At 63.8% G+C, this 26,560-nt stretch carries 25 protein-coding genes; 10 read left to right on the top strand and 15 right to left on the bottom strand.

Going from position 1 to position 26,560, the window contains the following annotated elements:
- Positions 1-139 precede the first annotated feature (139 nt).
- The gene (locus JQ604_RS32595; protein ID WP_212364814.1) at positions 140-2,521 is read left to right on the top strand and encodes an efflux RND transporter permease subunit; all 2,382 of its coding nucleotides are present in this window, start codon (positions 140-142) and stop codon (positions 2,519-2,521) included.
- A 76-nt stretch (positions 2,522-2,597) separates the two neighbouring features.
- On the opposite strand, the gene JQ604_RS32600 is transcribed toward JQ604_RS32595, so the two are convergent.
- Positions 2,598-3,101: a hypothetical protein gene (locus tag JQ604_RS32600; RefSeq protein WP_212364815.1), complete on the bottom strand. Its 504-nt coding sequence runs from the start codon at positions 3,099-3,101 to the stop codon at positions 2,598-2,600.
- A 406-nt stretch (positions 3,102-3,507) separates the two neighbouring features.
- Between JQ604_RS32600 and JQ604_RS32605 the strand changes: the two genes are divergently transcribed.
- The 6 genes from JQ604_RS32605 (at position 3,508) to JQ604_RS32630 (ending at position 9,660) form a co-directional block, all read left to right on the top strand.
- Positions 3,508-3,747 carry a cysteine rich repeat-containing protein gene (locus JQ604_RS32605; RefSeq protein ID WP_212364816.1) on the top strand — a complete coding sequence of 80 codons (240 nt, stop codon included), beginning with the start codon at positions 3,508-3,510 and terminating at the stop codon, positions 3,745-3,747.
- A gap of 192 nt (positions 3,748-3,939) precedes the next feature.
- Complete coding sequence (hpnC, locus tag JQ604_RS32610; protein WP_212364817.1) at positions 3,940-4,818, top strand: squalene synthase HpnC; 879 nt, start codon at positions 3,940-3,942, stop codon at positions 4,816-4,818.
- Positions 4,815-5,654 carry a presqualene diphosphate synthase HpnD gene (hpnD, locus tag JQ604_RS32615; RefSeq protein ID WP_212364818.1) on the top strand — a complete coding sequence of 280 codons (840 nt, stop codon included), beginning with the start codon at positions 4,815-4,817 and terminating at the stop codon, positions 5,652-5,654. Before hpnC ends, hpnD begins: the two co-directional genes overlap by 4 nt.
- Positions 5,654-6,904, top strand: a complete 1,251-nt coding sequence (gene hpnE, locus JQ604_RS32620) for a hydroxysqualene dehydroxylase HpnE (RefSeq protein WP_212364819.1) — start codon at positions 5,654-5,656, stop codon at positions 6,902-6,904. The genes hpnD and hpnE overlap by 1 nt, the downstream gene beginning before the upstream one ends.
- 66 nt (positions 6,905-6,970) lie before the next feature.
- Positions 6,971-8,929 carry a squalene--hopene cyclase gene (shc, locus tag JQ604_RS32625; RefSeq protein WP_212364820.1) on the top strand — a complete coding sequence of 653 codons (1,959 nt, stop codon included), beginning with the start codon at positions 6,971-6,973 and terminating at the stop codon, positions 8,927-8,929.
- A complete protein-coding gene (locus JQ604_RS32630; RefSeq protein ID WP_433996306.1) occupies positions 8,926-9,660 on the top strand; it encodes a phosphorylase in 735 nt (244 codons plus the stop codon). The genes shc and JQ604_RS32630 overlap by 4 nt, the downstream gene beginning before the upstream one ends.
- Positions 9,661-9,870: 210 nt before the next feature.
- Here the strand turns inward: JQ604_RS32630 and hpnH are convergent, their stop codons facing one another.
- Both hpnH and ispH read right to left on the bottom strand, forming a co-directional pair.
- Complete coding sequence (gene hpnH / locus JQ604_RS32635; protein ID WP_212364821.1) at positions 9,871-11,034, bottom strand: adenosyl-hopene transferase HpnH; 1,164 nt, start codon at positions 11,032-11,034, stop codon at positions 9,871-9,873.
- 41 nt (positions 11,035-11,075) lie between these two features.
- A complete protein-coding gene (gene ispH, locus JQ604_RS32640; RefSeq protein ID WP_212364822.1) occupies positions 11,076-12,002 on the bottom strand; it encodes a 4-hydroxy-3-methylbut-2-enyl diphosphate reductase in 927 nt (308 codons plus the stop codon).
- A gap of 442 nt (positions 12,003-12,444) precedes the next feature.
- Between ispH and JQ604_RS32645 the strand changes: the two genes are divergently transcribed.
- Positions 12,445-15,060: an MMPL family transporter gene (locus JQ604_RS32645; protein ID WP_212364823.1), complete on the top strand. Its 2,616-nt coding sequence runs from the start codon at positions 12,445-12,447 to the stop codon at positions 15,058-15,060.
- On the opposite strand, the gene JQ604_RS32650 is transcribed toward JQ604_RS32645, so the two are convergent.
- Entirely contained in the window at positions 15,001-15,636 is a 636-nt protein-coding gene (locus tag JQ604_RS32650; protein WP_212364824.1) for a DUF2147 domain-containing protein, read from the bottom strand. The two genes, JQ604_RS32645 and JQ604_RS32650, sit on opposite strands and share 60 nt — an antisense overlap.
- Before the next feature lie 101 nt (positions 15,637-15,737).
- Between JQ604_RS32650 and hpnO the strand changes: the two genes are divergently transcribed.
- Positions 15,738-17,129, top strand: coding sequence for an aminobacteriohopanetriol synthase HpnO (gene hpnO / locus JQ604_RS32655; RefSeq protein ID WP_212364825.1), 1,392 nt, complete (start codon positions 15,738-15,740; stop codon positions 17,127-17,129).
- Between the two features lie 108 nt (positions 17,130-17,237).
- Positions 17,238-17,645 carry a GFA family protein gene (locus tag JQ604_RS32660; RefSeq protein WP_212364826.1) on the top strand — a complete coding sequence of 136 codons (408 nt, stop codon included), beginning with the start codon at positions 17,238-17,240 and terminating at the stop codon, positions 17,643-17,645.
- A 112-nt stretch (positions 17,646-17,757) separates the two neighbouring features.
- Here the strand turns inward: JQ604_RS32660 and JQ604_RS32665 are convergent, their stop codons facing one another.
- The 11 genes from JQ604_RS32665 to JQ604_RS32715 form a co-directional block, all read right to left on the bottom strand.
- The gene (locus tag JQ604_RS32665; RefSeq protein WP_212364827.1) at positions 17,758-18,522 is read right to left on the bottom strand and encodes an anti-sigma factor family protein; all 765 of its coding nucleotides are present in this window, start codon (positions 18,520-18,522) and stop codon (positions 17,758-17,760) included.
- Positions 18,519-19,079, bottom strand: a complete 561-nt coding sequence (locus JQ604_RS32670) for a sigma-70 family RNA polymerase sigma factor (RefSeq protein ID WP_212364828.1) — start codon at positions 19,077-19,079, stop codon at positions 18,519-18,521. Before JQ604_RS32670 ends, JQ604_RS32665 begins: the two co-directional genes overlap by 4 nt.
- A gap of 94 nt (positions 19,080-19,173) precedes the next feature.
- A complete protein-coding gene (locus JQ604_RS32675) occupies positions 19,174-19,512 on the bottom strand; it encodes a cupredoxin domain-containing protein (RefSeq protein ID WP_212364829.1) in 339 nt (112 codons plus the stop codon).
- A 14-nt stretch (positions 19,513-19,526) separates the two neighbouring features.
- Positions 19,527-20,477, bottom strand: coding sequence for a metallophosphoesterase family protein (locus JQ604_RS32680; protein WP_212364830.1), 951 nt, complete (start codon positions 20,475-20,477; stop codon positions 19,527-19,529).
- A gap of 202 nt (positions 20,478-20,679) precedes the next feature.
- A complete protein-coding gene (locus tag JQ604_RS32685) occupies positions 20,680-21,195 on the bottom strand; it encodes a hypothetical protein (protein ID WP_212364831.1) in 516 nt (171 codons plus the stop codon).
- A gap of 233 nt (positions 21,196-21,428) precedes the next feature.
- Positions 21,429-22,679, bottom strand: a complete 1,251-nt coding sequence (locus tag JQ604_RS32690; RefSeq protein ID WP_212364832.1) for an alpha/beta hydrolase family protein — start codon at positions 22,677-22,679, stop codon at positions 21,429-21,431.
- Between the two features lie 72 nt (positions 22,680-22,751).
- The gene (locus JQ604_RS32695; RefSeq protein WP_212364833.1) at positions 22,752-23,666 is read right to left on the bottom strand and encodes an alpha/beta fold hydrolase; all 915 of its coding nucleotides are present in this window, start codon (positions 23,664-23,666) and stop codon (positions 22,752-22,754) included.
- A gap of 18 nt (positions 23,667-23,684) precedes the next feature.
- Entirely contained in the window at positions 23,685-24,023 is a 339-nt protein-coding gene (locus JQ604_RS32700) for a helix-turn-helix domain-containing protein (protein WP_212364834.1), read from the bottom strand.
- Positions 24,023-24,376, bottom strand: coding sequence for a type II toxin-antitoxin system RelE/ParE family toxin (locus JQ604_RS32705; protein WP_249158986.1), 354 nt, complete (start codon positions 24,374-24,376; stop codon positions 24,023-24,025). Before JQ604_RS32705 ends, JQ604_RS32700 begins: the two co-directional genes overlap by 1 nt.
- Positions 24,377-24,461: 85 nt before the next feature.
- Complete coding sequence (locus JQ604_RS32710; protein ID WP_212364836.1) at positions 24,462-24,809, bottom strand: gamma-glutamylcyclotransferase family protein; 348 nt, start codon at positions 24,807-24,809, stop codon at positions 24,462-24,464.
- A gap of 11 nt (positions 24,810-24,820) precedes the next feature.
- The gene (locus JQ604_RS32715) at positions 24,821-26,440 is read right to left on the bottom strand and encodes a GMC family oxidoreductase (RefSeq protein ID WP_212364837.1); all 1,620 of its coding nucleotides are present in this window, start codon (positions 26,438-26,440) and stop codon (positions 24,821-24,823) included.
- Positions 26,441-26,560 lie beyond the last annotated feature (120 nt).

A 26,560-nucleotide genomic window follows, 5' to 3' on the forward strand; every position in this document is an offset into this window, starting at 1 on the left:
GGGCTTCGGCCTGTAAAACCGGCGCCGGTTATTATTCGCGTGTTTTCAAGGGCTAGCGCTGATCTGACGTGCTGACGAGCCTCATTCGCGCCCCGAACCCAACCTAACCGATTGCACCGTTGCGAGAACTGGACAGGGCATGCTCGACAAGAACTCGGATAGTCACGTCCACGTCGAAAAGATCGAGGAGCCGCAGTCCGGGACCAGCATCGCCTTCGGGCTGGAGCGGCTCGGGCTGATCGCGATCAAGGCGCCGCTGCTGTCGGTCATCATCCTGTTCGCGCTGATGGTCGCCGCCGTGTTCGGCATCGAGCGCATCAAGATCGACGATTCGCTGAGCCAGCTGTTCCGCTCCGATTCCAAGGACTACAAGCAGTATGAGGCGGTCACCAAGCGCTTCCCGGCGACCGAGTTCGACGTGCTGGTCGTGGTCGAGGGCAAGACGCTGCTGGCGCGCGACAACCTCGAGAAGATCCGTGACATGGTCACCGACCTGCAGCTGGTCGAGGGCGTGCGCGGCCTGGTCTCGCTGTTCTCGGCCCGCCAGGCGCCGGAGCCCGGCAAGCTGCCGGCTGCGCTGTTCCCGCCGGAGCTGCCGCAGGGCGCCGCCTACGACAAGTTCGTCGAGACCGTGAAATCCAACGAGATCATCCGCGGCAAGCTCTTGTCGGAGGACGGCACGCTGGCGCTGATCGTGCTGTCGCTCGAGCCCGAAGTGGTCAGCAGCAACAAGCTCGGCAAGGTCGTCGGCGACATGCGCAAGATCATGGCCGATGATCTCTCGGGCAGCGGCCTCAATGCGCAGCTCTCCGGCGTGCCCGTCATGCAGCTCGAGATCCGCAACGCGGTCAAGCGCGACGGGCTGACCTACAACATCCTCGGCATCCTTGCCGGCTGCATCATCGCGATCATCTTCTTCCGCAAGATCTCCTTCATGGTGATCGCGGCGTTCCCGCCGATTATCGCGATCCTGCTCGCGCTCGGCGGCCTCGGCTGGGCCGGCTTCAATCTCAACATGTTCCTCAACGTGATGACGCCGCTCATCATGGTGATCTCGTTCTCCGACTCGATGCAGCTGACGTTTGCGGCGCGCGACCGGCTGATCGCGGGGCAGGACAAATACACCGCGTTCAAGAACGCGGTGCTGGTGGTCGGGCCGGCCTGCGTGCTGACCCACGGCACCGCCGGCATTTCCTTCATCGCGCTGCAGTTCTCGGACTCCGAGCTGATCCGCAAGTTCGGCGAGGCCGGCCTTGCCGCCACCATCATCGCGCTGCTCGCGGTGCTGAGCCTGGTGCCCGCGTTCGGCGTGCTGCTGGTGCGCAACGAGAGGATCTTTGCGGTCAAGTTCCAGGGCGCCGACGCCGGCGTCCAGATGCTGCGCAATTTCTGCTACTGGATCGCGGTGCGCATGGTCGGCCGTCCCGGCCTGTTCAGCCTGCTCGCGGTCATCGTGGTCGGTGGCCTCGGCATCATCTATGCCAACCTCGAGCCGCGCTATCGGCTCGCTGATCAGGTGCCGGACAAGCGGCAGGCGGTGGCGGCCTCGAGCCGCCTCGATGCCAAGCTGACCGGCGCCAATCCGATCGACGTGCTGATCGAATTCCCCAAGGGCGCCGATCTCTACAGCAAGGACACGCTGGATACGATCGCCGAGGTGCATTCGGTGGTCGAGACTGCCGCCGGCGTCGGCAACGTCTGGTCGCTGGAAACGCTGCGGCGCTGGCTCGCCGAGAAGGCCGGGAGCAACGATGTCGCGACGCTGAAGGAATATGTCAGCGTGATTCCCGAGCATCTGGTGCGCCGCTTCATCTCGGCCGACCAAAAGGCCGTCGTGGTGTCGGGCCGCGTGCCGGATCTGGATTCGAGCCAGATCCTACCCGTGGTCGAGAAGCTCGATCATGAATTGGACAAGGTGCGCGCCAAGCATCCCGGCTACGAGATCGCGGTCACCGGCCTGTCGGCAATCGCCGCGCGCAACAGCGCCAATATGATCCAGAAGCTCAATCACGGCCTCACCGTGGAATTCCTGCTGGTCGCGATCTTCATTGGTCTCGCCTTCCGCTCGGTCGTGGTGATGCTGTCCTGCATCCTGCCGGGCATCTTCCCGGTCGTGCTGTCCGGCACCGTGCTGTGGGCGCTCGGGGAGGGGCTGCAGTTTGCGAGTGTCGTCGCGCTCACGGTGTCGTTCGGTCTCGGCCTCAGCGCCACCATCCACTTCCTCAACCGCTTGCGGCTGGAGACCAAGCCCGGTGTTACTTCAGACGTTGCGGTGGAGCGCGCGACCGTGCTGGTCGGACCGGCGCTGATCCTGACCACGGTGGTGCTGGCCTGCGGCCTCGTCGTCACCGTGTTCTCCGACCTGCCGTCGCTCAGGCTGTTCGGCTGGCTCAGTGCGTTCTCGATGGTGGCGGCGCTGATCGCCGACCTCTTCATCCTGCGGCCGACCGCGATGTTCCTGATCAACATGGCCGAGAAGATCCGCGGCAAGCCCGTGGAGCACGCGAAAGCGGCCGAATAATCCGCGCGCCATGTGCGCAAAAACAAAGGGCTCGGTTCCCTTCGGAACCGAGCCCTTTTGATTCGAGGAGGCGATCTCAGCCCTTGGTCATCGTGATCGAGACGCCGCGGATTTCACCCTTGGAGTCGATCTGCACGACCTGCTTGCTGCCGTTGGTGCGCAGGTTGAGGTTGGCGGCAAATCCCGAGGCTTCGACGAACACGTCGATCTGGCCGCCACCGGCGGTGCCCTGCAGATTGCCGAAGATGTTGCGGCTCTTCTCGCTCCAATTGCCGGAGATGCGCTCGCCCTGGCTGGTGACGTCGCTGGAGAGGTCGAATTTGTAGCTGTCGCTGGCGCAGTGCAGGTTCTGCTTCAGGTTCATCCCCGACGGCGCGACCTTGTAGTCGGCCTTGCAGCGGATGTGCTCGGTGGTGCCGTTGGACAACGAAACCGTGCCGGTTCCGCTCCAGTTGCCGTCGAAGCCGGCGAACGGTCCGGCGGACTGGGTGTGGCCGGCTGAGATCGAGAGGATCAGTGCAGCGCCGACACCGGCAGCCGTGAATGCCCGACCGAAAAGGCTGGAACGAAACAGTTGCATCGTGAATTTTTCCCATCAAAAACGACGTTGTCTTTGAAAGATAACGTCTCGCCGCATCGAAGATTTAGTGTCCCCGCCGTAATGTTAGGTTCAAATCACAGCATGCCTGTGAAGGCTGCCGTCATCCACACAGCGGAATCAAAACTTAGATAGGGATCGCCTCACGCCTGGCGCCAGGTTTCTCCGCGTCCCTCGAATTCCGCCAAGACCAATGCCGGATTGTTTCAGGTAATTCAATGATTTATAACGTGATTTGCAGCGATGCAAATTTAGCCGCATTTAGCAGCGCTTGTAGTTTGCGTAAGTCCGCGCTACGCGGCGTCTGCAAATCCCAACAAATCCGTCCCGGCCATGCCGAAGCGCTTTTCGGGAACAGATTTTCTGCTGTCGGAAATGAAGGAATAAGATGCGTAAATTTCTCCTGGCTCTCGCCATTTTGTCGGCCCCGCTTTCCACTCAAGCCTTCGCCCAGCAGCAACAGCGTTCGGGCACTCCCGAGGAGCAGAAGGCCTGCTCGCGTGACGTGCAGAAGCACTGCCGTTCGGTGATCGATCAGGGCGATTTCACGATCCTGGCCTGCCTGCAGCAGAATCGTAAGAACATCAGCCAGGCCTGCGACCAGGTCCTGAAGAACCACGGCCAGTAAGGGCCGGTTTCGCCTCCCGACATCGTCAAAAATGCCCCGCCGGCGGCTTGATCGCCGGTGCGGGCCGATGTGCCGGCGATCACAGATAGCATTGGTTTTGGCGGCGTATTCCCCTATATGGGGCACGCAATCCCCCGCACGCGCCTGACGATTGCGCGGCGCCCGTGCCAGACCCGTGTAGCCAAATCCCCGATGACCAGCGCGAGCGACCTGCGATCCGGAAAGACCCACCGTGACGAGAATTTTCCCGTCGCGTCGTGGATCATTCATCCAAGGCATCGCGCCCTGATCCTGGCGTTCTACAATTTCGTCCGCACCGCCGACGACATCGCCGATCACGCCACGCTGCCGCCGGACGAGAAGCTGCGCTATCTCGACCTGATGGAGGCCGAGCTCAACGGCCAGGGCGACACCCAGAAGGAAGCCGTCAATCTGCGCCACGCGCTGGCCGAGCGCGGCATGCCGCCGCGCCACGCGCTCGACGTGCTGATCGCCTTCCGCATGGACGTCACCAAGCTGCGCTACGAGAACTGGGACGACGTGATCGATTATTGCCGCTACTCGGCGATGCCGGTCGGCCGCTTCATGCTCGACGTCCACGGCGAGGACGTCTCGACCTGGGCTGCATCGGACGCGCTATGCGCCGGTCTGCAGATCAACAATCATCTGCAGGACTGCGCCAAGGACTACAAGAACCTGAACCGCGTCTACCTGCCGCGCGATGCGCTGGCCGACTCGGGCGCCACCGTCGAGATGCTCGGCGGCACCAAGTCGTCGCCGGAATTGCTGAAGTGCCTGCAAGCGCTCGCGGTGCGCACCGCGGATCTGCTCGACGAGAGCAAATCGCTCGCCGCCGAGGTCCGGGATTTCCGCCTCGGCCTCGAAATCTCGGTGATCCAGGCTTTCGCCGACAAGATCGTCAACATGCTGAAGGTGCGCGATCCCCTGAGCGAGCGCGTTCATCTGAGCCCGGTTGAGTTGCTGCTGCAAAGCCTCGGCGGTGTCGCGGGCGAGGTGGCGCAGCGCACGATCGGGCGCCGTTCGGTTTCCAAGACGGCAGCAGGCGCATGAGTGTCGAGACGGCGGCGGCCAACGCAAATTACGGCAGCGCCGCATCCGGCAGCTCGTTCTATGCCGCGATGCGCATCCTGCCGGCCGCGCAGCGCGAGGCGATGTTCCAGATCTACAGCTTTTGCCGGCAGGTCGACGATATCGCCGACTCCGACGGCCCGCGGCCCGAGCGGCTGGCGGCGCTGCAGCAGTGGCGCGACGACATCGACGCGCTCTACCAGGGCCGTTCGCCGGAGCGGCTGAAGGACTATGTCGACCAGGTCAAAACCTTCGGCCTGAAGCGCGAGGATTTCCTGGCTGTTGTCGACGGCATGGAGATGGACGTGCCGCAGGACATCCGCGCGCCCGATCTCGCGACCCTCGATCTCTATTGCGACCGTGTCGCCAGCGCCGTAGGACGGCTGTCGGTGCGCGTGTTCGGCCTGCCCGAGGATGACGGCATCCAGCTCGCCTATCATCTCGGCCGTGCGCTGCAGCTCACCAACATCCTGCGCGACATCGACGAGGATGCGGGGCTCGGTCGGCTTTATCTGCCGCGCGAGTTGCTCTTGCATGCCGGCATCACCAACAATGATCCGGCGCGCGTCACCGCCGATCGCTTCCTGCCGAAGGTCTGCGCGCCGCTCGCCGAGCGCGCCAAGATGCACTTCCAGAAGTCCGACGAGATCATGGCGCGCAACTCGCGCCGCAAGGTGCGGGCGCCGCGGATCATGTCGAAATACTACCGCGCGATCCTCGATCTCCTGATCGCCCGCGGATTCGCCGCGCCGCGCGCGCCGGTGAAGGTTTCGAAGCTCGCCAAGATCGGCATTCTCCTGCGTTACGCGATCATCTGATGCAAAAGACCGTTCATATCATCGGCGCCGGCATTTCCGGCCTCTCGGCGGCCGTCCGGCTGTCGAACGCCAATTACAAGGTGTTCGTCCACGAGGCGACGCAGCAGGCCGGCGGCCGCTGCCGCTCCTATTTCGACGCTGCGACCAACCTCACCATCGACAACGGCAACCATCTCCTGCTGTCGGGCAACCACCATGCGGTGAGCTATGCCCGCTCGATCGGCACCGAGGCGGGACTGGTCGGGCCGAAGCAGGCGCAGTTTCCGTTCGTCGACCTGAAGACCGGTCAGCGCTGGCAGCTCGATCTCGGTGACTCTCGCCTGCCGACCTGGGTGTTCGACGAGGGCCGCCGCGTCCCCGACACCAGCCTGCGCGATTATCTGGCACTGGCGCCTCTCGTGTGGGCAGGTACCGACAGGCTGGTCGGCAAATCGATCCCCTGCGAGGGCACGCTGTATGACCGCCTGGTGCAGCCGCTGCTGCTCGCCGCCCTCAACGTCGATCCGCCCGAGGGCTCGGCGGGCCTCGCCGGCGCCATCGTGCGCGAAACGCTCTTGGCAGGCGGCCAGGCCTGCCGTCCGCTGATTGCGCGCGATGGTTTGAGTTCAGTCCTGATCGAGCCGGCCGTGAAGCTGCTCCAGCAGCGCGGCAACAGCGTGCAGTTCGGCCATGAGCTGCGCGGCTTCACTGTGAATGGCGACAAGGTCGCCCAACTCGATTTCGGCGGCGAGGACAAGGTTGCGCTCGGCGCTGACGACGCCGTGGTGCTCGCAGTGCCGCCGCGCGCGGCAGCCTCGCTGCTGCCGGGACTGAAGACGCCGACCGAATTCCGCGCCATCGTCAATGCGCATTTCCGGTTTGATCCGCCGCGCGATGCGGCGCCGATCCTCGGCGTCGTCGGCGGGCTCGTCGAATGGCTGTTCGCATTTCCTGGGCGGCTCTCCGTCACCATCAGCAATGGCGACCGCCTGGTCGACATGCCCAGAGAAGAGCTGGCGCAGGCGATCTGGAACGACGTCTGCAAGGCCGCCGGCGTCTCCGGCGAATTGCCGGCCTGGCAGATCGTGCGCGAGCGCCGCGCCACCTTCGCAGCGACGCCGGAGCAGAATGCGCTGCGGCCGGGGCCCGAAACCGCGCAAAAAAACCTGTTCCTTGCCGGTGACTGGACTGCTACCGGGTTGCCCGCAACCATCGAGGGATCGGTGCGGTCGGGTGATCGCGCCGCCGATCTGGTTCTTGCCAGACGCTAGAATCGATCTGTTTTGAGCGAGCCCGCTTTTACCAGCCGGCCCGCGATGAAGAGGATATCGAGCGAAATGCTTTCGAGAGATCACGTCACAGTCGACCCGGTCGCGCTGGAGAAGAGCATCTCTTCGGCGACCGAAGCGCTGCTCTTCTATCGCCAGTCCGACGGTCATTGGGTGTTCGAGCTCGAGGCCGACAGCACGATTCCAGCCGAATACATCCTGCTGCGCCACTATCTTGCCGAGCCCGTCGACAGCGCGCTCGAAGCCAAGATCGCAAAATATCTGCGGCGCACGCAGGGTGCGCATGGCGGCTGGCCGCTGGTGCATGACGGTCCGTTCGACATGAGCGCCAGCGTGAAGTCGTATTTCGCGCTGAAGATGATCGGCGATTCCATCGACGCGCCGCATATGGTGCGGGCGCGCGAGGCGATCCGCTCGCGCGGCGGCGCCGCCGGCAGCAACGTGTTCACGCGTTTCCTGCTCGCGCTCTACGGCGTCGTGACCTGGCGCGCCACGCCGGTGCTGCCGATCGAGATCATGCTGCTGCCGATGTGGTCGCCGTTCCACATCAACAAGATCTCCTACTGGGCGCGCACCACCATGGTGCCGCTGATGGTGCTCGCGGCGTTGAAGCCGCGCGCGAAGAATCCGAAGGGCGTCGGCATCGACGAATTGTTCCTGCAGGATCCCAAATCGCTGCGCATGGCGCCGAAGGCACCGCACCAGAAGGCGAGCTGGTTCTATCTGTTCCGCGCGCTCGACGGCATCCTGCGCGTGATTGAGCCGATGTTTCCGAAGTCGCTGCGCCAGCGCGCGATCGACGCGGCGCTCGCCTTCACCGAGGAGCGGCTGAACGGCGAGGACGGCATGGGCGCGATCTATCCGCCGATGGCCAACATCGTCATGATGTACGAGGCGCTCGGCAAGGACGAGAATTTCCCGCCGCGCGCCACCACGCGGCGCGGCATCGACAAGCTGCTCGTGATCGGCGAGGACGAGGCCTATTGCCAGCCCTGCGTCTCGCCGATCTGGGACACCGCGCTGGTTGCCCACGCGCTGCAGGAGGCCGGCGGCGAGGAGACCTTCGCCAAGGCCAAGCAGGGCCTCGACTGGCTGAAGCCGCGCCAGGTGCTGGAGCTGAAGGGCGACTGGGCCGTGAAGGCGCCGAACGTGCGTCCGGGCGGCTGGGCGTTCCAGTACAACAACGACCACTATCCCGATCTCGACGACACCGCGGTGGTCGTGATGGCGATGGACCGGGCGCGGCGCCAGACCGGCAGCAAGGAATATGACGACGCGATCGCGCGCGGCCGCGAGTGGATCGAGGGACTGCAGAGCCGCGACGGCGGCTGGGCCGCGTTCGATGCCAACAACCTCGAATATTACCTGAACAACATCCCGTTCTCGGATCACGGCGCGCTGCTCGACCCGCCGACCGAGGACGTCACCGCGCGCTGCGTCTCGATGCTGGGCCAGCTCGGCGAGACCGAGACAACCAGCAAGGCGCTCGCCGACGGCATTGCCTATCTGCGCCGCACCCAGCTCGCGGAAGGGTCATGGTACGGCCGCTGGGGCCTCAACTACATCTACGGCACCTGGTCGGTTCTCTGCGCGCTTAATGTCGCAGGCATCGATCACGCCGATCCGATGATGCGGAAAGCGGTAGACTGGCTGGTGTCGATCCAGAATCAGGATGGCGGCTGGGGCGAGGATGCCGTCAGCTATCGGCTGGATTACCGGGGCTATGAGGTCGCGCCGTCGACCTCCTCACAAACGGCATGGGCTTTGCTTGCATTGATGGCGGCGGGAGAGGTTGAAAACCCCGCAGTCATACGGGGTGTGGAGTACCTAAAGGCAACACAGACCGAAAAAGGGCTGTGGGATGAACAAAGGTACACCGCAACAGGGTTTCCGCGGGTGTTTTACTTGCGATATCATGGCTACTCGAAGTTCTTTCCGCTCTGGGCGCTGGCGCGGTATCGGAATTTGAGAAGCACCAACAGCAGGGTGGTAGGGGTCGGGATGTGATTTTGGGGGCGGGGGCCGCTGAGACCGTGGACAGCAAGATTGATCCTCGGCCGGTGTTGATTGTCACTGGATTGGTGCAGGAGGCCCGCATCGCGGCCGGGCCCGGCATGATCGTGATTTGCAGCTCGAGCGACCCGCAGCAGCTTCGTGCGCTGCTGGCGACGCTGGATCCGACCAGCTTTCGGGGGGTGATCTCGTTCGGCGTGGCCGGCGGTCTGGACCCGTCGCTGAAGTCCGGCGACGTCGTGGTCGCGACCGAGGTGATGGCCGGCGATACCAAGTTCCTGACCGGTTCTGCGCTTGACGAGGAGATGATCACCAGCGCCGCGCTGAAGCGCCGCAAGATCGTTCGTGGCAGCCTCGCCGGCGTCGAGCAGGTCGTCGCCGCCAGGGCCTGCAAGGCCGCGCTGCGCTCGGTCACGGGGGCCGCCGCCGTCGACATGGAAAGTCATATCGCCGCCGCCTATGCCGCCAATGCCGGCATTCCCTTCGCGGCGCTGCGCGTCATCAGCGATCCCGCGCATCGCGCGCTGCCGGAACTGGCGAAATCGGCAGTCAAGCCGAACGGTGAGATCGACCTGCGCAAGGTGCTCAGTGGGCTCGCCCGCAATCCGCGCACGCTGCGGGCACTGGTCTCGACCGGCATCGACTTCAACCGCGCGCTGCGCTCGCTGCGCGGCTGCCGCGGCTTCCTGCTCGGCAGCGACGTGCTGGTCCCGGTCGAAGCCTAAAGCGCCACTTGGTCTGCCTCAGATGAAAGCAAAGGGCCCGATCGCTGAGCGATCGGGCCCTTTTGTTTGCTTGCTTCTCCTTCCCCCTGAAAGGGGGAAGGTCGGGATGGGGGTCTGCCGCGCGCACCAGCATTCGGGAGAGACTTGATCCCCACCCGCTTTGCTCTCACGAGCAAAGCGACCTCCCCTTTTCAAGGGGAGGTTGGAAGCTTAAGCGGCGGTCGAGGCGGTCTTGGCGGCGGCCTTGCGCTCGGCGGCGGCGGCTTCGTCGCGGCGGATCTCGGAGAGCTTCTTCTGCACCTGCTCCGAGAAGATGTACTGCGCCGGACGCTGCTTGGACATGTCGATCTCGGGCGCCAGCGGGCCGGTGGTCCTGATGCCGCGCAGCGCCACCCACATCGCCTTCAGCGGGTTGTTGAGCGCTGCGGTCGCAGCCGTCGGCTCGTAGCCGCAATGCGCCATGCAGTCGGCGCACTTCTCGTACTTGCCGGTGCCGTAGGTCTCCCAGTCGGTGGTTTCCATCAGCTCCTTGAAGGTCTTCGCATAGCCTTCGCCGAGCAGGTAGCAGGGCTTCTGCCAGCCGAAGATGTTGCGCGCGGGCATGCCCCACGGCGTGCACTCGTATTCCTGGTTGCCCGCGAGGAAGTCGAGGAACAGGCCGGAATGCATGAAGTTCCACTTCTTGCCCTTGCCCATCGCAAAGACGTCGCGGAACAGCTTCTTGGTCTTGGTGCGGTTCAGGAAGTGCTCCTGGTCCGGCGCACGCTCATAGGCGTAGCCGGGCGACATCGAGACGCCGACGCCGAGCTCGACAGTGAGGTCGAGGAATTTTGCGATCTCCTCCGCCGGATGGCCGTCGAAGATCGTGGCGTTGACGTTGACCGTGAAGCCGCGTGCCTTTGCGGCCTTGATCGCGGAGACGGCGCGGTCGAACACGCCCTTCTGCGACACCGCCTTGTCGTGATGGTCCTTCAGGCCGTCGAGATGCACCGAGAAGAACAGATACGGCGAGGGCTCGAACAGATCGAGCTTCTTCTCCAAGAGCAGCGCGTTGGTGCACAGCGAGACGAACTTCTTGCGCGCGACCAGTCCGCGCACGATCTCGCCGATCTCCTTGTGGATCAGCGGCTCGCCGCCGGGGATCGCAACCATCGGCGCGCCGCACTCGTCGGCCGCGTCCCAGCACTCCTGGGCGGTCATGCGGCGATTGAGGATCGCATCCGGATAGTCGATCTTGCCGCAGCCGACGCAGGCGAGGTTGCAACGGAACAGCGGCTCGAGCATCAGCACGAGGGGATAGCGTTTACGGCCAAGCAGCTTCTGCTTGATCAGATAGCCGCCGATACGCATTTCCTTGAAGAACGGTATAGCCATTAGCAAGGTTTCTTTCTGGACTTTCGGTAGGAACGGTTGGATCAGCCCGCAGTGAGTTCGGCTGGAAGCCGGAATTCGATATTCTCTTCCCGGCCGGGGACGACCGAGACGGAAACAGGTCCGATGCGTTTCAAGGCTTCGATCACGTCATCGACCAGAACTTCGGGCGCCGAGGCGCCCGCCGTGATTCCGACGGCCTTCGCATCCTTCAACCAATCGGGATTGAGCGCGCTGCCGTCAGCAATGAGATAACTCGGAACACCAACCTCGGTGCCGATTTCACGCAGCCGGTTTGAGTTGGAACTATTGGCGGCCCCCACCACCAGGATAACATCGACCAGTTTGCTCAGGTCCCTTACCGCAGATTGGCGGTTCTGTGTCGCATAGCAGATATCCCGGATGTCCGGGCCTTGAATATCTGTAAATTTGGCCTGAAGGGCCGCGATAATGTCCTTGGTATCGTCCACGGACAGGGTGGTCTGGGTGATGTAGGCCACCGGAGTATCGGTCGGCAGGGTCAGTTCCGCGACGTCGTTCACGTTCTGGACCAGCAGGACGGGGCCTGGAACCTGGCCCATGGTTCCCTCGACCTCGGGGTGGCCGGCATGGCCGATCAGGATCAGGGACCGCCCCTTGGAGATGTAGCGCTTGCCCTGGTTATGGACCTTGGTGACCAGCGGGCAGGTGGCATTGAGCACGGGCAGGTCGCGCTCGGCGGCCTCCTCCTCGACGCTGCGGGCCACGCCATGGGCCGAGAACACGGTCATCGACTGCGGCGGAACCTCGGACAGCTCCTCGACGAAGATCGCGCCCTTCTTCTTCAGGCTCTCGACGACGTATTTGTTGTGAACGATCTCATGGCGGACATAGACCGGCGGGCCATACTTCTCGAGCGCGCGCTCGACGATCTCGATCGCACGCACGACGCCCGCGCAAAAGCCGCGCGGCTGGGCAAGAAAAACTTCCATAGGACGTCCGTTACGCAAATTGCACCAATCTCATCCAATGCCAGGCGGCCCCTGCCGCCGGACTTATGCCCGGCGCGGACATCCGCAACTGCCGTTGCAAGTACCGCACCATGGTTGTCCCGTACCAATCCACGTCCCAAGCACATGGAAGTACGGGGCTTTGTGTCAAAAAATGAGCAATAAGGAAAGGTGTGCCATCTATTGGGAATATGGCTTGAGGTATTCTGGTGTGGGTAATCGCCCCCTGCGACCCTCCGTCCCCCTCACTTGTTCGTCACTTTCTCGCCCTTTGAGGGGGGCTATACCGGGCGTTCCAGCCGTTTGGGGCCGCTTCGCCGTCTCCTCGCGGAAAGTAACCAAAACAACATTAGGTTGGCACCGGGAACTCCGCTAGACAGCGGGCGTTTTTCGGCAGCTCCCCAGACGACCAGAAAGAAACATTGTGCTGACAAGTATTGTTGTCTCGATTGTTCGAGCGTGCACGCGCTTTGCCCTTCCTGTGGTGATTTTTTCGCTGCTGCTCGCGGTCGGGTCCGGCTACTACGCGGCGCGCAATTTCGCGATCAACACCGACATCAACAAGCTGATCTCGCCCGACCTGGACTGGCGCAAGCGCGACCAACAGTTCGAGCAGGCGTTCGACCGCGAGCGGCTAATCCTGGCCGTGGTCGAGGCGCCGACGCCTGAGCTGACCAGCTCGGCGGCCAAGGCGCTGGCCGACAAGCTGTCCACCGACAAGAAGAATTTTGAGGCTGTCACCGCGCTCGGATCCGGCGAGTTCTTCGAGAAGAACGGCTTGCTCTATCTGCCGACCGAAGAGGTCGGCAAGGTGACCGGCCAGCTCGAATCCGCAGCCCCCCTGATCGAGATCATGGCGGGCGATCCCTCGATCCGCGGCCTGACCGGCGCGCTGGAGACCGGGCTTGCCGGCATCAAGCGTGGCCAGGTCAAGCTCGACAACACCGCGCGCCCCTTCAACCTGATCTCCGACACGGTCGAGAAGGTCCTGACCAAGGGCAACGCGACCTTCTCCTGGCGCGAGCTGACCAGTGACAAGCCGCTGACCGATTCCGACAAGCGCGCCTTCATCGAGGTCAAGCCGATCATCGACTACACCGCGCTGGAGCCCGGCAAGACCGCGACCGATGCGATCCGGCAGGCCGCCGTCGATCTGAAATTCGCCGACAATTACGGCGCGCGCGTCCGCCTGACCGGCCCGGTGCCGATGGCCAATGAGGAATATGCGACCGTGCAGGAAGGGGCGATCACGAACGGCATCGGCACCGTCGTGGTCGTGCTGCTGATCCTCTGGATGGCGCTGCATTCGGGCAAGATCATCTTCGCGGTGTTCGTCAATCTGTTCATCGGCCTTGCGATCACGACCGCGGTCGGCCTGATGATGGTGGGATCGCTGAACCTGCTCTCGATCGCGTTCGCGGTGCTGTTCGTCGGCCTCGGCGTCGACTTCGGCATTCAGTTCAGCGTCCGCTACCGCTCCGAGCGCTTCAAGAACGACAATGTGACGCTGGCGCTGGAGAACGCGGCGCGGCGCTCGGCGGTGCCGCTGTCGCTCGCGGCGATGGCGACCGCGGCCGGCTTCCTCTGCTTCCTGCCGACCGATTACAAGGGCATCTCCGAGCTCGGCAAGATCGCCGGCGCCGGCATGCTGGTGGCGTTCCTCACCAGCATCACGACGCTGCCGGCGCTGCTCAACCTGCTGCATCCGGCGGGCGAGAAGGACCCGGTCGGCTACGCCTTCCTCGCGCCGGTCGATCGCTTCCTGGAAGATCACCGCGTCCCGATCATCGTCGGCACGCTGCTGGTGACGCTCGCCGGCCTGCCGCTGCTCTATTACATGAAGTTCGACTTCAACCCGATCAACCTGCGCAACCCGAAGGCGGAATCGATCGCGACCTTCCTCGACCTGCGCAAGGATCCGAACACCGGCGCCAACGCCATCAACGTGATGACGAAGTCGGAGGACGACGCGAAGAAGATCGAGGCCAAGCTCGAGAAGCTGCCGGAAGTCTCGCGCGTGATGTCGCTCGACAGCTTCATCCCCCAGGATCAGCCGGCCAAGCTGAAGCTGATCGCGCAGGCGGCGAAGACGCTCGGTCCCGCGCTCAATCCGGATTCGATCGACGCTGCGCCGTCGGACCAGGAGAATGTCGAGGCGCTGAAGAGCACCGTCGACAATCTCCGCAGGACCGCCGGCGACAACAAGGGCCCGGGCGGCGTCGCCGCGCGGCGCCTCGCCGATGATCTGCAGAAGCTCGCGGATTCGAACCAGGCCACGCGCGACAAGGCGCAGGACGTCTTCATCGCGCCGATGAAGATCGTATTCGATCAGCTGCGCAATACGCTGAAGGCCGAGACCGTCACGCTGCAGACGCTGCCGCCGGAACTGGTCGAGAGCTGGAAGGCCAAGGACGGCTTGATGCGCGTCGAGGCCGAGCCGAAAGGCGATCCGAACGACAACGACAATCTGCGCCGCTTTGCCGACGTGGTGCTCGCCGCCGAGCCGACCGCGATCGGCGGCCCGGTCTCGATCCTGAAATCCGGCGACACCGTGGTGCGGGCGTTCATCCACGCCGGCATCCTTGCACTCGTTATGATCAGCCTGCTGCTGTACCTGACGCTGCGACGGATCGTCGACGTGCTGATGACGATCGTGCCGCTCTTGGTCGCCGGCATCGTGACGCTGGAGATTTGCGTGTTGATCGGCCTGCCGCTCAACTTCGCCAACATCGTCGCTCTGCCGCTGCTGCTCGGCGTCGGCGTCGCCTTCAAGATCTACTATGTCACGGCATGGCGGCAGGGCAGGACGAACCTGCTGCAATCGAGCCTGACGCGCGCGATCTTCTTCAGCGCGCTGACCACGGCGACTGCGTTCGGCAGCCTGTGGCTCTCAAGTCATCCCGGTACCGCGAGCATGGGCAAGCTGCTTGCGCTTTCGCTCGTCACCACGCTCGCGGCGGTGTTGCTGTTCCAGCCGGCGCTAATGGGTAAACCGCGCAATGTCGCTGATGAGGCAGATATCGCCAACGACGTCACCTGACGGATTGGCGTTGGCCTGCTTCTGACCGGGCTTGGTTGAAGACACCGAGCCCGTGGTCTTCGGCGCCTGCTGGGCGGCCTGCGGCGAGGTCGACTTCGGCGCGGTGCCCTTGGCCATGCTGTTGGTCGGGCTCGACGGGATCGGCGGGGCGACACGCGTCCAGGTCTCGCCGCCGCAGAGGAAACCGAGCACGCAGCCCTGGATCTGCAGCTGGTTGGTGCCAACAGGCGTGATGGTCGAACTGTAGGACTGGCCGTCCTTGGCGTTGTAGACCTGACCTTCCCACGCATCCGTGCCGGGCTTCTTCTTCATGTCGATCAGGATCGGCATGCCCAGGGTCGGTCGGCTCTGCTTGGCGGGGTCGGGATTATTGCTGTCCTTGCCGCCGGGGGTTTTTTCCCAGGACACGACACCCCACATGCTGCCATTGCATTGGGCAACGCGGATGTTGGCGACACCATCGGCGACTCGCCAGTCGCCGGTCGGGTCGGCCGCCAGAGCAGGTGTTATTACGGTGGCCAAAAATAAACCTGAAAAGCCTATTGTACGCGCGAACGTTCTTGGGCAGTGCAACATGGTTCAGACCTATGCTTAAGTAGACGATCAGAGCGGGGTCAAAACGCCGCTAGTTTGCGTTTTGAGTTGACGAAATGGCCATCAAACGACGTATGTAGCGAATGCTAAGTTCCAATTTTGACGTTTCCGAGATTTTCGCAGAGCGTGAGGGACAGCGCGGTGCCATGCACACGCGTCATCTCAACGAACAGCTCGTTCGCGTTCTCAAGACCATCGGCTACGACGTCGGTTTCCAGAAGGGGCAAGGGGCCTATCTCTACGATCGTCAGGGGGCTCGGTATCTCGATCTACTCAGCGGATTTGGCGTTTTTGCGATTGGCCGCAACCATCCGACCCTGCGCACCGCGCTGAAGAGCGTGCTCGACGCCGATCTGCCCAATCTGGTGCAACTCGACGTCTCGACGCTCGCCGGCGTGCTGGCGGAACGCCTTTTGGAACATGTTCCATATCTGGACAAGGTGTTTTTCGCCAATTCCGGCGCCGAAACCGTCGAAGCCGCGATCAAGTTCGCGCGTGGCGCGACCGGGCGTCCCGGCATCGTGTACTGCGGCCATTCGTTCCACGGGCTCTCCTATGGCGCGCTGTCGCTGACGGATGACAGCAATTTCCGCGGCGGCTTCGAACCGCTGCTGCCGGGCTGCACCCCGATTCCGTTCAACGATCTCGCAGCCCTCGAAAAAGCTTTGTCGTCGCGCCAGGTCGGCGCGTTCATCGTCGAGCCGATCCAGGGCAAGGGCGTCAACATGCCCAGCGACGAATTCCTGCCCGCCGCGCTGGCGCTGTGCCGCAAATACGGCACGCTGTTCATCGCCGACGAGATCCAGACCGGCCTCGGCCGCACCGGAAAATTCCTTGCGATCGAGCACTGGAACATCGAGCCCGACATGGTGCTGCTGGCCAAGGCGCTGTCCGGCGGACATGTGCCGATCGGCGCGCTGCTGACGCGCAAGAACATCTTCGACAAGATCTTCAACCAGATGGACCGCGCGGTCGTGCACGGCTCGACTTTTGCGAAAAACGATCTGGCGATGGCCGCGGGCATTGCGACGCTCGAAGTCATGAAGGCGGAGAAGCTGGTCGAGAACGCCGCCAAGCGCGGCGCCGAGCTGCGCCTCGCGCTGCAAGGCATGGTGCCCGGCTACGAGCTGATGAAGGAAGTCCGCGGCAAGGGCCTGATGATCGGCGTCGAGTTCGGCCCGCCGAAATCGCTCAAGCTGAAGGCCTCGTGGAATCTGCTGGAGACCGCCAACAAGGGCCTGTTCTGCCAGCTCATCACCGTGCCGCTGTTCAAGGACCACAAGATCCTGACGCAAGTCGCCGGCCACGGCAGCCACACCATCAAGCTGCTGCCGCCGCTCGTGATCTCCGAAGAGGATTGCCGCTGGATCGCCAAGTCGTTCGACGACGTCATCGCCGGCAGCCACAAGGTCCCCGGCGCAATCTGGTCGCTCGGCAAGACGCTGGTCGACAACGCGGTCAGGAAGTCGGCGTAACCGCGCGACAGTAGGGCGCATGGCGATGACGCTTCGCCATCATTAGGTCCCGACCCGATCGATCCGCCTGCACGAGGGGCTGCGCACGCGCGGCGACGGGAGTTCAACATGACCAATGTCACCGGCCGCTGCCACTGCGGTGCTATCCGCTATCAAGTCGAAGGGGAACCGCTGGTCCACGCGTTGTGTCATTGCGTGGACTGCCGACGCCATGCCGGCGCGCCGATGGTCGGCTGGTCGATGTATCCTGAAAAGGCGGTCCAGGTGTTGAAGGGAACACCGAAGGTCTACGCATCGTCAGAGCATGGCCGCCGCCACTTCTGCGCCGACTGCGGCACCGGCCTGTTCTACACCAATGCGGACATGACTCCCGGCGTCATCGACGTTCAGAGCGCAACCTGCGACGATCCCGATGCGGTGCCGCCGACGGTGCATATGCAGGTCGCCGAACGGCTGCGCTGGATGGAACGCGCGCACGAACTGCCGACGTTCGACCGCTTTCCGCCGCAGGAATAAGTGCCATAGCCGTCCGCGGGATTCGTAGGGCGGATTAGCGAAGCGTAATCCGCCATCTTTCCCGGCGATATCGGTCGGCGGATTACGCCTTCGGCTAATCCGCCCTACAAGCTCACCCTTCCTTGTTCGCCTTCATCGCGGTTTCGAACTTGTCGCCGAACTCCGAGAGCTCGTCGGCGCCGAGATCGCTGACGGCCCAGTAGTTCATGCCGTGGTCGCTCCAGCGGCGGATGTTGAAGCCCTGCAGCGTCGAGATCTTGGCGGCCTGACGCTCGGTGCTGGCGGTCTGCGCCACGAACAGATTGATCACGTGCTGGCGGCGCTTGTAGACGACGGCGCCGATGGCGCGGGTGTCGACATAGTCGAGCCGGCCGCCGATTAGCGTGAAACCTTGCGAGGTGAGATCGATCACCGGCGGCGAGACGTCGAGCTTGCCGTTGAACCACGGCTTCACCGTGTGCTGGTCGGTCGAGATCACGTCGGTGAGGTGGCCGGCCTGCAGCGAGCGCAGATGCGCCGACACCACTTCCGACTGGATGCGCTGCGTGTCGTCATTGCGCAGCACGACCGCGATCAGGCCGGTGGCCGCCATCGCCGACACCGCCGAGCCCATCGCAAAGCCGCGCAGCAGCGAGCGGCGGCTCGGCGTGGCGACCGGCTGGGGCAGCGACTTCTCGATCCGCTTGCGCAGCTCGAGGGGCGCCTTGTAGTGCAGATTGGCGTCCGCCAGCGCCGCGCTCATCTCGCGATAGTCCTTCATCAGCGCGGCGCAATGCGCGCATCCGGCGACGTGGGCCTCGACCTCGCGCGCATGGCCGGCGTCGAGCTCACCGTCGAGCAGCGCATGAAGCAGCACTTCCGCTTCCTCGCAGTTCATTTCACGTGCTCCTGTTCCGCAAGCCAGGCCGATCGCAGCATGGCGCGGGCGCGTGCGAGCCGCGACATCACGGTGCCGACAGGCACCGCGGCGACATCGGCGATCTCGCGGTAAGAAAGGTTCTGGATCTCCCGCAGCACGAAGGTCTCGCGGAACGGTTCGGCGAGCGCTGCGATCAGCTTGCGCACGGTGTCGCCGTCGAAGCGGCGCATCAGATGCGACTCCGGCGTCTCCGGCGCCTCGTTCCACATCGGTGTCTGCTCGACGGTCTCCGGCTTGTCGTCGACCGCGGTGACCGGCGCGGTCTTGCGGCGGGCATATTCGGCGCGGCAGACGTTGCGCAGGATCGCGAACAGCCACGGCTTCATCGCCGGCCCGCGATAGCTGTCGAAATGCTTGTAGGCGCGCAGATAGCACTCCTGCACCGCGTCCTCGGCGTCGGCCGCATCACGCAGCAGGAATCGCGCGAGCGTGTAGGCATCGTCGAGGTAGGGCAGCGCCGCCTCGCGAAAGCGCCGCGCCTTTTCGGGATCATCGTCCGACGCTTTGGCAACCATCGTGTCCTTCCCGGCAGGTCCGGAAACAGGTCGGGCCCGGCCGGCGGCGGAAACCCACCGGCCGGGCAGGGTTGTGATGCCTTGGTTTGGCACGTTACTCAACCTTGATTGTGCCCTGCATGTGCGGATGCAGCGAACAAAAATACTTGTATTCGCCGGCCGCCGTGAAGGTGAAGGTGAACTTGTCGTCGGTATCGAGCGTCTTGGACCTGAACTTGCCTGCGCACACCACGGTGTGCGGGATGTCGTCGCGGTTCATCCAGGTCACCGAGGTGCCGGCCTTCACGGCAAGCTGCGCGGGCTCGAACACGAAATTGTCGATGTGGACTTCCAGGTCCTTTGCCTCGGAGTCCTCGGCGCGTGCCATGGTGACGGGCAGCAGCATGGTTGCGACCACGGCGATGCCGAAGTCGCGTCGATTGATCGAACTCATCGGTCGTATGTCCCTTAGCCCTGCAGCGGCGTGTCGACGATCGCCAGCGGCGAGTTGACCTGCTTGAAGTTGACGGTGGCGACGCCGAGCATGCTGCGCAGCTTGCTGTCCTCGACCTTCATCGGGCCGGGCGAGGGCGCAGCCCCCGGTGCCGGCTGCGGAAACGCAGTGGAGCGTGCGGTGTGGAAGGTGACGTTGCCCTCGACCTTCTGCATCACCTGGTGGATGTGGCCGTTCAGCACGGTGACCGAGCCGAAGCCCTTGACGTAATCGAGCGCGCGGGCGCCGTCCTCGGTACCCCAGCCCCAGGTCGGATACACCGTCCAGAGCGGGATGTGCGCGAACAGCACGATCGGCGTCGACTTCGAGCGGCCCTTGAGATCGTTCTCCAGCCATTCGAGTTGGTCATTGCCGAGATTGCCGAGGCCGCCGGCCTTGAGGTCGACGACGTTGACGAGGCCGACGAAATGCACGCCGCCGGCGTCGAAGGAATAGTAGCCGGCGCCCCTGGTGCCCTTGCCGTAACGCTCCTTGTAGAGCTTGACTTCCTCGTCGATGAAATCGTGCTCGCCCGGCACGTAATGCACGTCGAGCTTGGTCTGGGAGATGATGCGGTCGGCATCGTCGAACTCCTTGGCCTTCGACAGATGCGTGATGTCGCCGGTGTGGATCATGAAGGAGGGTTTTGCCGGCATCGCGTTGATCTTGCCCACCGCCTCTTCCAGCGTTCCGAGCGCGTTGGGATTGGCCGGCTTGTCGAAGCCGACATGGCTGTCGCTGATCTGCATGAAGGTCATGGCCTTGCTGGCCTCGGCGGCCTCCGCCGAGCCGACCAGGCCGAGCGAGCGCGGCACGCCACCGGTGATGGTCCAGAGCACGCCGGTGCCGGCCCAGGTCATGCACTCCAGCACCTTGCGTCGGCTGACGCCGCTTCCTTCATCGTGGTCGTGGTCGAACGCGCTCATGGCAAATCTCCGAGAGGGCCCGGAATTGGGCTTCCGGGGTCCATGATCGGAGGGGGCAGGCGGTTATTCCCGCAGTGAGGGGCAATCCAGGCGGGGGTGATGACGATTTCGTGAGCGAGCGCGGGAAGTGCCGTAGCCCGGATGGCGCGCAGCGGAATCCGGGCTACAGGAGCAGATCATTCATTGCGAGGAAGAGGATGCATCAGTTCGTCTTGACGAACTTGTATGTCCCCTTCTTGTAGCCAATGACCTGACCGATGCCATCGAAATTGCTCTTGAGAGGAGCGATGGTGACGACGAGTTCGGCTTGAAGGCCTTCGAATTTGCCGGTTCCACCGGTTATCTTGCAACTGTTCGGTCCCCCGGGCATCCAGTCGCATTGCTCGAACGTTTGATCGCCGTCCTTGTCGACGTAAGTGCAGAAACCGTGAATTTCCGCGGTCTTGGCCGACGGATCCGTAAGGCGGCTCAGCTGGCAGCGTCCACCCATGTTGTGGAGTACAGGGTTTCCCGACTCGTTTGAGGCTGCCATGGCCTGATTTATGTGAGCAAATTCCTTGCCGCCGCCGATTGGCATTGGCTTGGGAGCTGGAATGGGCGTGGCAGTGAAGATGACGGAGACGGGGCCTTCCTGGGGAATGCCTTGAGCCTGGACAGGGTCAGCCATGAGAACGGCAGCAACAGAGGAAATCGACAGAACTGAATATGCACTTGCCATTGCTTCCTCCCTTGATTGTACTGCGAATTGGATGACAGCTTGAGGAGCTCAAGTCGCGATCAGCTTTCGCGAGCTCGGTGCGCCTATCTCTGGCTTTGACAGGAATCAGTGCCGCGCCAACAACGCGACCACTCAATTGCGCCGCATAGTCGCAATCCGGGTTCGTTGGATGAACTACCCAATCCGAGTAGGCGGAGGGGGCAAAGGTGGTAGTAAGACTGCTACGGTGCACGTCAGTGCCTGAGCGCCCCCAGAAACGCATCACCGATCGCTCGCCAGCGTTCGGGATAGAGCCGCAACAGGTGGCCGTCGCCGGGAACGCCGTGCAGCAGTTCGAAGCGGACGCTGCCGCCGGCGGCGGTGAAGGCCTGATGGTATTCGCGGATCAGCGCTTCCGGGTAGAGGCGGTCGTTATCGGCATAAAGCCAGAGCTGCGGGACCTTGTCCGCCGCACCACGGCCGGCATTGGCGTAATACGACGTCGTCACCGGACCGTACGGGTACCAGCCGCCGACGAAGTTCACCACGCCCATCACCTCATTCGGCTTGAGGCCGGCATAATGCATGGCGAGAAAGCCGCCGCGTGACTGGCCGGCGAGCAGCACCGGGCCAGGCTTCACGCCGGGCAGCGTGCGGCCAAAGGCAATCGCGGAGTCGAGATCATCGACGGCTTCCGCGACGCCAGCCGAGACATCATTGAGGCCGCCGTCGTGGTCGCGCCCGAAATCCTCCTCGCCATTGATGCCCTCGGAGGTCCCGCGCCCCCGCCGCATCAGCACCAGCACGGCAAAGCCATTGTCGCGCAGCCAGCGCGCTTCGGTCGAGAACGACCAGCTGCGCAGCTGGTTCTTTCCGACGTCGGAGCCATGGGTGAAGATCGCAAGCGGCGCAGGAGCCGTGCCATCAGGCGGATAGAACGTTCCTTCGAGCATGATCGGCCGCGTGCCGTCGGGCGTGCGGACTTTCAGATGCGGAACGGAGACATGCTCACCGGGCCACGGCCATGCGGCCGGCCGCTCACCCGCGGCCAGGCGCGCCGGATCGGCGCGCACCAGCAGTCCCGAGGTGACCGCGCCGTTCTTCATGGTCGCGGTCAGGTACAACCGGTCCGGTCCGTCGAAGGCGTAGCGGAAGATGCGGAAGCCGGTCATGGTCAGCACGCCGTCGACGATCTCGGCCGTGTCGCGCCACCATTCGCGGTTCGAGCCGTAGAGGGCCGAGTCCGATTGCGCGAACACCACATTGGCATGGCCGTCGCGCGTGATGCGCTCGACCACCAGGATATGCCGGTCGTCGTGCCACGTGCCGATCCATGCGCCGGAGAAGCGGGCCATCTCCGGCGGCACGTCGGGCGCCGGGGCCTCCATATCGAACTTGCCGGGCAGGGGAACGATCGATTCCGGATCGACGGTGAGCGGCTGGGCGTGAGCGCTGTGCATCAGCATCGAGACCACCATCGCAACAATCGCCAAAGCCTGACGCATGTTATGCCCACGATCCCCGAATCCGCGGATACTATCGCAACTCTTGGCCGTTGAAAGTTACCATGCTGCAACTTAAGGCGCCGCGCGCTGGTCGTCCGTCGCGAATGCCCAGATCGCGCTCAGCACGCGCTCCGGCAGTTCCTGCACCACGCTGTGGCCGACACCTGCAAAGCTGATCTCGCTGGCATGCGGGATCAGCGCCGCCGCACGCGCGGCCATCTCGCGATAGATCGGCCAGGATTGCTCGGTCGTCGCGATCTGCACCGGGCATGTGATGTCGAGGAGCCAGCTGAACGGATTGCCGCGCGCGTCGCCGGCGTAGACCTGCTCCATCGCCTGGAAGATCGGCAGGAGCAGCGCCGACTCGATCTCCGGCGTGCAGCGCAGCCGCACGCGCCCGTCCGACAGCATTTCAAAGCCATGGCGGATGTAGGCCCACAGCGCCGTCTCCGACCACGGCGCAAACGCGGCCGCCATGCGATAGCGCCGGAAGGCGTCTTCGGCGCTCTCGAACTCGGCCCGTCGCCGTAACACACCTTGCACGGCGGAAGTCGATTGATCGCTCAGACCGCCGCCGCGCATCGCGCGCGGGTCCATCACCGTCGGCTCCATCACGAACAGGCGTGCGAAGCGGTCTGGCATCAGCTTCGCCGTCAGCAGCAGATCGGTGGCGCCGGCGCTGTGGCCGATGCCATAGATGCCGCGGAGACCGAGCCGCTCGATCACCATGCAGAGATCGTCCGCGAAGTCAGCGAAGTGATAGCCGTCGGCCGCCGGCTTGTGGCTCAAGCCGTGGCCGCGCCGATCGACCGAATAGACGGTGTAATCGGCAGCAAGCGCTTCGGCCACGTCGATCCAGACCTCGGCGACAAAGCCGGTGCCGTGCAGCAGCAGCGCCGGTGGTTTGCCCGAGCGCTCGTCGCCCCACCGCGCCAGCGCGATGCGCGCATTGTCGTCGCCAACGAAGACGCGCTTTGGGGATGCCATCTGCCGCAGTTTGCGCCTCTATGCAGCAACGAGCGTAATACGGCCTGCTTCGCCACGCTTGCGATGCGGCTTTAACCTGATCTCCACGTCCTGGTCGAATGCGGTCAGCATACGCATCAGTTTTTCCACCGACACCAGCCTGAAGTGACCCCGAAGGAGCTTCGATAGATCGGGCTGCTTCATGTCGACGAGCTCGGCGGCCGCCGTCTGGGTCAACCGCCGCTCTGCCATCAGTCGTTTGAGTTGAACGACCAATGCGGCCTTCAACTGATGTTCCTCGGCGTTGGGCAGACCGAGATCGGCGAAGATGTTGCGGGACCCTTTGGTATGGGCGGGGAGTTTTTTCTTGGCGGTCATCACCGGTCTCCGTTCGTCGTCTTGTGAATGCTCTCAGCGTCGCGCAAGCGCTGACGGATCAGATCCATATACCTCTGTGGCGTTGCGATACCGCGTGTGGATTTCTTCTGAAACGCATGCAGCACGTAGAGAACACCTTCCAAACGAATTGTGTACACGGCGCGGTAGGCATCGCCGTCAAAATTGTCCCTGATCTCCAGAACGCCGCTCAGGCCTTTCAGCGGCTTGGCGTTGTGCGGATGTTCGCCGAGTTGCGCCTCAAAGAGGGACTGTCCGATTTCGCTGCGCACGGCAGCGGGAAATGCCCGAAGCTCCTTTTGGCTGGAGCCTACAAAAACGGCAGGCTTGATCATGCGGAGGAGATCATTCACTCGATTATAGTAATATACCTATAGGTGTTCGTCAATATCTGGGCCGCGGCCGCTGGTCCATTGAACACTATGCCTTGACATAAACCCACGCCTTCAGCCCCGAGCGCAGCTTCACCTCGACCCGCTTGTAATCCGCGACCTCATACCGGTCCGCCGCAGCGAGCTCCTCGGCGGTGATCTCGAACACCATCCCCTCGACGCTGTCGTTCGGATCATCGCTCGGGCTGACGATCGGATGAAACCGCTCGCCGCTCTTGGCGAGCACGTCCGCGTCGGTGATCTCGACCATGGCCTTCTTGAAGCCCGGCATCGCATCGTGATTGCCCGTCAGCTTCCGGCCGAACGACGAGAGCTGCACGCTTTCCAGCTGCAGCGTGCCGTAGGAGAACAACAGGATCCTGTCGGTGCCGGTCACGTCCAAAATTCCTATCGCGCGTCTTCCAGGATCATCGCCGCGCCCTTCTCGGCGATCATCGCGGTCGGCGTGTTGGTGTTGCCCGAGGTGATGGTCGGCATCACCGAGGCGTCGGCAATGCGCAAGCCATCGAGGCCGTAGAAGCGCAGGCGCTCGTCGACCACAGCCATCGCGTCGCTGGCGGTGCCCATCTTGGCGGTGCCGACCGGGTGGAAGATCGTGGTGCCGATGTCGCCGGCGGCTTTCGCCAGCGAGGCATCGTCGTCGCCGACGGACGGGCCGGGCAGGAATTCCTCGGGGCGGTATTTCTCCAGCGCCTTCTGCTTCATCAGCCGCCGCGTGGTCCTGATGGCATCGGCCGCGACCTGGCGGTCGTCGTCGGTCGACAGATAATTCGGCGCGATCGACGGCTTCTCGTCCGGCGCTGCCGAGCGGATGCGCACGGTGCCGCGCGAGGTCGGCTGCAGGTTGCAGGCGCTGACGGTGATGGCGGGGAACCGATGCAGGGGATCGCCGAATTTATCCAGTGACAATGGCTGCACATGGAACTGGATGTTGGCCCGCGCGCGCCGTTCGTCCGAGCGGGTGAAGATGCCGAGCTGCGACGGCGCCATGGTCAGCGGCCCGCGGCGGCGGAAGGCGTAGTCGAGCCCCATCAGGCCGCGGCGGAACAGATTGTAATAGGTCTCGTTCAGCGTGCGCACGCCACTCACCTTGTAGATCGCGCGCTGCTGCAAATGGTCCTGCAGATTTTGCCCGACGCCCTGGCGGTCGAGCACGATGTCGATGCCGAGCGGCGACAGCCATTCCGACGGGCCGATGCCGGAACGGTGCAGCACCTGGGTCGAGCCGATCGACCCGGCGCACAGGATGACCTCGCCCTTGGTGCGCGCCTCGATGGTCTCGCCGCCCTGGATGAAGCGCACGCCGGCGGCGCGGCCGCTCTCGATGATCAGGCGGTCGACCAGCACGTGGGTCTCGAGCCGCAGATTGCCGCGGTTCAGCACCGGCTTGAGGAAGCCGCGCGCCGACGACCAGCGCCGGCCGCGCTTCTGGTTGACGTGGAAATAGCTGGTGCCTTCGTTGTCGCCGGTGTTGAAATCCGGGATGCGCCTGATGCCCATCTCCTCGGCGGCATTGCCGACCGCGTCGAGCACCTCCCATGACAGCCTGGGCGCCTCGATGCGCCAGCCGCCGCCGGTGCCGTGATGCTCGCTTTCCCCGAGGAAGTGATCCTCGAGCCGCCGAAACACCGGCAGCACGTCGCTGTAGCTCCAGCCTTTCAGTCCGAGCTGGCGCCAATGGTCGTAGTCCGCGGCCTGTCCGCGCATCGAGATCATGGCGTTGATCGCCGAGGAGCCGCCGATCACCTTGCCGCGCGGATAGGCCAGCGCGCGGCCGTTCAGCCCGGGCTCGGCCTCGGTCTTGAACATCCAGTCGGAACGCGGATTGCCGATCGCAAAGAGGTAGCCGACCGGGATGTGAAACCAGATCCAGTTGTCGTTGCCGCCGGCCTCCAGCAGCAGCACCCGCTTTCTGGGATCGGCCGACAGGCGGTTGGCCATGATGCAGCCGGCCGTGCCGGCGCCCACGACGACATAGTCGAAATCCCCCTCGAGCCTGCGCGGCATGTCCTCGTCCCGGTCGTTTCTCTTCCGGGGACCTATTAGTCAGACGCGGGGCGGCGGGACAAGCCTGCGTCCGGGGCAGGGCGGGGGCTCCGTTTGGCCAGTTGGGTGGACCGGCCCTTG

Origin of the sequence: Bradyrhizobium jicamae (assembly GCF_018130695.1) — a bacterium.
Classification (GTDB): Bacteria; Pseudomonadota; Alphaproteobacteria; order Rhizobiales; family Xanthobacteraceae; genus Bradyrhizobium; species Bradyrhizobium jicamae_B.